Source organism: Candidatus Methylomirabilota bacterium (assembly GCA_035709005.1).
In the GTDB taxonomy this organism is placed as follows: Bacteria; Methylomirabilota; Methylomirabilia; order Rokubacteriales; family CSP1-6; genus 40CM-4-69-5.
Map to the genome: position 1 here is coordinate 1 of DASTFB010000108.1, position 5259 is coordinate 5259.

At 70.7% G+C, this 5259-nt stretch carries 5 protein-coding genes; all 5 read right to left on the minus strand.

Annotated features, from left to right (window positions below):
- Positions 1 to 85 precede the first annotated feature (85 nt).
- The 5 genes from VFR64_20010 to VFR64_20030 all read right to left on the minus strand — a co-directional run bounded on the left by VFR64_20010 (position 86) and on the right by VFR64_20030 (position 4900).
- Entirely contained in the window at positions 86 to 814 is a 729-nt protein-coding gene (locus VFR64_20010) for an ABC transporter ATP-binding protein (GenBank protein HET9492021.1), read from the minus strand.
- On the minus strand, positions 811 to 1800 hold the full coding sequence (locus VFR64_20015; protein ID HET9492022.1) for a branched-chain amino acid ABC transporter permease: 990 nt from the start codon (positions 1798 to 1800) through the stop codon (positions 811 to 813). The genes VFR64_20010 and VFR64_20015 overlap by 4 nt, the downstream gene beginning before the upstream one ends.
- Positions 1797 to 2618: a branched-chain amino acid ABC transporter permease gene (locus VFR64_20020; protein HET9492023.1), complete on the minus strand. Its 822-nt coding sequence runs from the start codon at positions 2616 to 2618 to the stop codon at positions 1797 to 1799. The genes VFR64_20015 and VFR64_20020 overlap by 4 nt, the downstream gene beginning before the upstream one ends.
- Positions 2619 to 2664: 46 nt before the next feature.
- Complete coding sequence (locus VFR64_20025; GenBank protein HET9492024.1) at positions 2665 to 3924, minus strand: ABC transporter substrate-binding protein; 1260 nt, start codon at positions 3922 to 3924, stop codon at positions 2665 to 2667.
- A gap of 112 nt (positions 3925 to 4036) precedes the next feature.
- Positions 4037 to 4900 (minus strand): carbon-nitrogen hydrolase family protein, encoded by an 864-nt coding sequence (locus VFR64_20030; protein ID HET9492025.1) that lies wholly within the window; start codon positions 4898 to 4900, stop codon positions 4037 to 4039.
- Positions 4901 to 5259: the final 359 nt, after the last annotated feature.

Consider the following 5259-nt stretch of genomic DNA (forward strand, 5'->3'; position numbering starts at 1 on the left):
GACGCGGAGCCCGGCGCCCCACAGCACCTGGTAGTCGCCGAGCAGGACGTCGAGCCCGCGCGCCTCCAGCATCAGCGCCCGCCCCTCAGGCCCGCCACGCCTCACCGAGGTACGCGTCGATGACCCGCCGGTCTTGCGTGATCTCCGCCGGCGGGCCGTCGGCGATGATCTCGCCGAGCTGGAGCGCCACGATGCGCTGGGCGATGTCCATGATGACGCGCATGTTGTGCTCGATGACGATCAGGCCGATTCCCCGCGCGTGCAGGTCGCGCACGAGGGCCACCAGCCCCGGGATGGCGCCGGCGTCGACGCCGCCGGTCACCTCGTCGAGCAGCAGCAGCCGCGGCCGTGTGGCCAGCGCGCGCGCCAGCTCGAGGCGCTTGCGCTGCCCGGTGGACAGGCCGCGCGCCTGCACGGCGACGCGGTCGCCGAGGCCGACGCTGGCCAGCGCGGCGCTGGCGGCGGCGCGGGCCTCGGCGACGTCGGCCGTGTTGAGGAACGCCCCGATCATCACGTTCTCGAGCGCGGTCATCTCGTGGAACGGGCGCAGCTTCTGGAACGTGCGGCCGAGGCCGAGCCGGCAGATCTGGTCCGGCCGGAGTCCGGTGGCGTCGCGGCCGTCGATCCGGACGGTGCCGGCATCCGGACGGGTGAAGCCGGTGATCAGGTCGAACAGGGTCGACTTGCCGGCGCCGTTGGGTCCGATCACGCCGACCAGCTCGCCCGGGCTCACGCTGAAGGACACGTCCCGGTTCGCGACGACGCCACCGAACCGCTTGGTGAGGCCCCTGACCACGAGCAGCGGCGCGCTCACGCGGCGGACTCCCGGCGCGCGTCGCGCCGGGCCGCCACCGCCCGCCGGCCCCGCAGCTGTCGCATCAGGCCCATCAGGCCGGCCGGCTGGAACACCGCGATCGCCATGATGAGCGCGCCGTAGATGAGCAGGTCCAGCGCCTTCCCGGTCCCGCCGAGGAGCACCCGGGTGCCCTCGGAGAGGGGGACGAGGACCACGGCGCCCAGCAGCGGCCCCCACAGGCTGCCGACGCCGCCCATCACCGCCACGAGGCAGATGAGGATCGACAGCGACAGCGGAAAGACCGACTCCGGGTCGATGAAGAGCACGTACTGCGCCCAGAAGGTGCCGCCCAGCGCGGTCAGCGCCGCCGACGCCGCCATCGCCGCGTGCTTCTCGCGGGCGACCCGCACCCCGAGGCTCGCCGCCGCGTCCTGGTCCTCCTTGATGGCGCGGAAGTAGTAGCCCCGGCGCGAGCGCTCGATCCACCGGGTCGCCCCGAGCGCCAGCGCCAGGAGCCCGAGGGCCAGGTAGTAGTAGACGGCCTTGGAGTCGTGGAACTGGAGGTTCAGCAGGCTGTCCGGGCGCTTGATCGGCACGAACAGCCCGCGCGCGCCGCCGACCAGGTCCCAGTTGAGGACGGCGGTCTGCACGATCTCGCCGAATCCGATGGTGGCGATGGCGAAGTAGTGGCCGCGGAGCCGGAAGACGGGGTAGCCGATGGCCTGCGAGACGACGACCGCCAGCGCGGCCCCGACGAGCATGCCCAGCCACGGCGTGAGCGCGGCCTCCCGCACCAGGAACGTGGACGTGTAGGCGCCGATGCCGAAGTAGACGGCGTGGCCGAGCGAGATCTGCCCGCAGTAGCCGGCCAGGATGTTCCAGGCGGTCGCCAGCGCGCCGTAGAGGAAGATCATGATCATGACGTGACGCGGGAAGGGCCGGGCGAACACGAGCGGGAAGGCGAGGACGGCCAGGAGCAGCAGGGCCGCCGCCGCGCGCCTCAAAACCGCCCGAAGAGCCCCTGGGGCCGCCAGAGCACGACCGCCAGGTAGAGCGCGAAGACCACGGAGTACTTGAACGCGGGCGGGATCAGCAGTCCCGCCAGCGCCTCGACGAGGCCCACGACGATGCCGGCGGCGAGCGTGCCCGGCACGTTGCCGAAGCCGCCGAGGGCCACGGTCACGTAGGCCAGGAGCGCGAAGGGGCCCCCGACGTCCGGGTAGATGTAGAAGAACGTCGCGAGCAGCGCGCCCGCCACGCCGACGCAGGCGCCGCCGATCACCCAGCCGAGCGCGAACATGCGCTGGGTGTCGATGCCCATGAGCGACGCGGCCTGACGGTCCTGCGCCGTCGCCGTGAGGGCCAGCCCGGTCTCCGAGCGGGAGAGGAAGAGGTAGAGGGCCAGGAAGGCCCCGAGCGCGACCACGCTGGCGCCGACCTGCGGCAGGCCGAGGAACAGCCCGCCGAGCGACAGCCGGCCCGCCAGCCAGGGGTCCTGGACGGTGAGGAAATCGACGCCGAACGCGAACTGCGCGCCGTTGCGCAGGAAGACGGCGAGGCCGAACGTCGCGAAGATCTGGGCGAGCATCGGCGCCGCCAGCACGCGCCGGATCAGGCCGTGGTAGGTCAGCCAGCCGACGGCGCCCAGCACCGCGGCCGCCACCGGCGCCCCGACGACGGGGTCCAGCCCGGCCAGCGACCACGCGAAGAACGCGACGTACATGGCCAGCATCAGGAACTCGCCGTGGGCGAAGTTGACGAGCTCCATCAGCCCGAAGATGAGCGACAGGCCGGCGGCGACGAGGGCGTACACGCACCCCATGAGCACGCCCCCGATCGCCGCCTGGACGAAGATCTCGGCGGTCAGGCTACTTGCGGTCCTTCCACGCGGGGATCGGGTAGAGCACGTCCTTGGTGGCGAGCTCGAAGGGATAGACCGTGTGCCACTTCAGGCCCTGCAGCTGGATGATGATCCCCTTGACGTGGACGTTCTGGCCCGTCTCGTCGAACTTGATGCCGTCCCAGGTCATGACGAGCTGGTCGCCGGGAATGTTGGTGGCGACCAGCGCCTTGCGAATCGCCTCCGGATCGGTCGAGCCCGCGCGGTTGATCGCGTCCAGCAGCGTGAACATGCCCGTGACCGAGCGCGCCGGGTTGTCGTAGAAGTCCTTGCCGTGGCGCTGCTGGTAGAGCGTGGCGATCGCCTTGGCCGCCGGCCGCCGGTCGACGAGGTCGGTGTTGAACGGGGCCCGCGACATCGTGCCCTCGGCGTCCTTGCCGACCGCGCTGACGAAGTCGGGGGCCATGTGGCCGGCGTTCTGCGCCATGATCATCTTGGGGTTGTAGTCCAGCTCCTTGCTGTGGCGCACGAAGAGGATGGCGTCGGTGTGGTAGGACGTCGGCAGCCAGATGTCGGCGTTGGCGGCCTTCAGCCGCTGGACCTCGGCCTGCAGCGACGTCGCCCGGGCGCGGTACTGCATGTCGAGCGCGATCTCGTAGCCGTATTTCTTGGCCAGCTCGCGCTGGACCTTGGCGCTGTCGGAGCCGAACAGCGTGTCCTCGTTCGTGATCGCGACGCTCCTGAGCGAGATCCCGCGCTTCTTCTGGAAGTCGCGGAAGAAATCGAACATGGCCTGGGTGAAGTGCTCGTCGTGGGGCGAGGTGCGGAAGAACCACTTGAAGCCGCGCTTGGTCAGCCCCGGGGAGGACGACTGACCGTTGACGTGCGGGATGCCGTAGCGCTCGGCCACCTGGCTCACGGTGGCGGTGACCGAGGAGTGCCACGAGCCGTAGAGCGCGTGGACCTTCTCCTGCGTCACGAGCCGCTCGGCCTCGGCCTGACCGACCTCGGGCTTGCCCTGGTGATCCGCGAAGATCAGCCTGACCTTCGCGCCCTTGAGGCCGGGCATGCCCTTCAGGCGCTGATAGAGCGGCAGCGGGATATCGACGTCGCCGTTGGCGACGTCGCGGGCGATCTCGTTCACCACCTTGTTCTCGAGCCCGGTCAGGGCGGCCGGCCCCGACAGCGGATAGATCACGCCGATGACGACCTCCTTGGGCTGGGCGGCGGCCTGGGAGACGAACAGCCCGAGGACCATTGCGAGCGAAAGGACCGGCAGGAAACTCATGGCAAGCTCCTCTTCGACCGAGCGGGTGGGTCGCGGCGGATTCTATTGGCGCGCCGCAGCAAGTGTCAAGGACCGATCACGTGTTGCGACCGCACCTTCGCCCCGGCGTGGCTCACGGCGTGGTCAGGTCGCGATAGTGCTCGGGCCGGCGGTCGCGCGGGAACGGCATCCGCGTGCGCGCCTCGGTCACGTCCTCCAGATCGATCTCGGCCAGCACCACCTCGTCGCCGTCGGTCTTGGCCCGGGCCACGACCTCGCCGCCGAGCGGGGTGATCACGACCGAGTCGCCGACGTAGGGCAGGCCGTCCTCGACGCCCGCCTTGCCGACGCCGACGTGGAAGAACCCGTTCTCGTACGCGCGCAGCCGCAGGGTCGTCTCCCAGATGTCGCTCTGCCAGACCGTCCCCACGACCGGCATGTTGGTCGGGGTGAACACCAGCTCGGCGCCCCGCAGGGCGAGGATCCGGTAGCCCTCCGGGAAGTTGCGATCGTGGCAGATCTGGATGCCGATCCGGGCCCCCGCCACGTCGAAGACCGGGAAGCCGAGGTTGCCGGGGGTGAAGTACAGGCGCTCGTAGGTGAAGGCGCCCCGATCCCGGTGAGGGAACGATCCGGGCAGGTGCATCTTGCGGTAGCGGCCCACGATCTCGCCGCGGGCATCGATGACCACCGCGGTGTTGTAGAGCGTGATCCCGTCGCGTTCGGCCAGCGGCAGGATGACCGCGATCCGGTGGCGGGCGGCCGTCTCCTGGATCGGCCGCGTCGCCGGCCCCGGGACCTCGTCGAACATGCGCGCGTGGTCGCGCGTGTTCCAGTGGCCGAAGTACTTGGTGAGGCTGAGCTCGGGCAGGCAGATGATCGCCGCGCCCGAGCCGGCCGCCGCATCGACCGCCCGTAGGACGGCCTCGACGTTGGCCGCCTTGTGGTCCGAGGCGGGACCGAGCTGACCGGCCGCGACGACGAGCTTTCTGGACATCGAGCGCCTCCTCGGGCAGCTATCGTATCACCGGGGCCCCGCCGGCCCCGGACCGCGTGCTACCCTTGCCCGACGGTGCCCCGATCAGGGCGGGAGGAGAGAGAGCGATGGCTTCCCACGTCAGATCGCCTCGCGCGCCGGCACGCACGGCCCGCTGGGCCGAGCCCGGCTCGAGATCGGCCACGCTCTTTACGCGCGCACAGGGCGTGCTACCCGGTGGCAACTCGCGCACGACGGTTTACATGGCGCCCTATCCCCCGTACGCCGCCTCCGGCGAGGGCTGCTGGGTCACCGACGTCGAGGGCGACCGCCGCCTGGACTGTCTGAACAACTACACCGCGCTGATCCACGGCCACGCC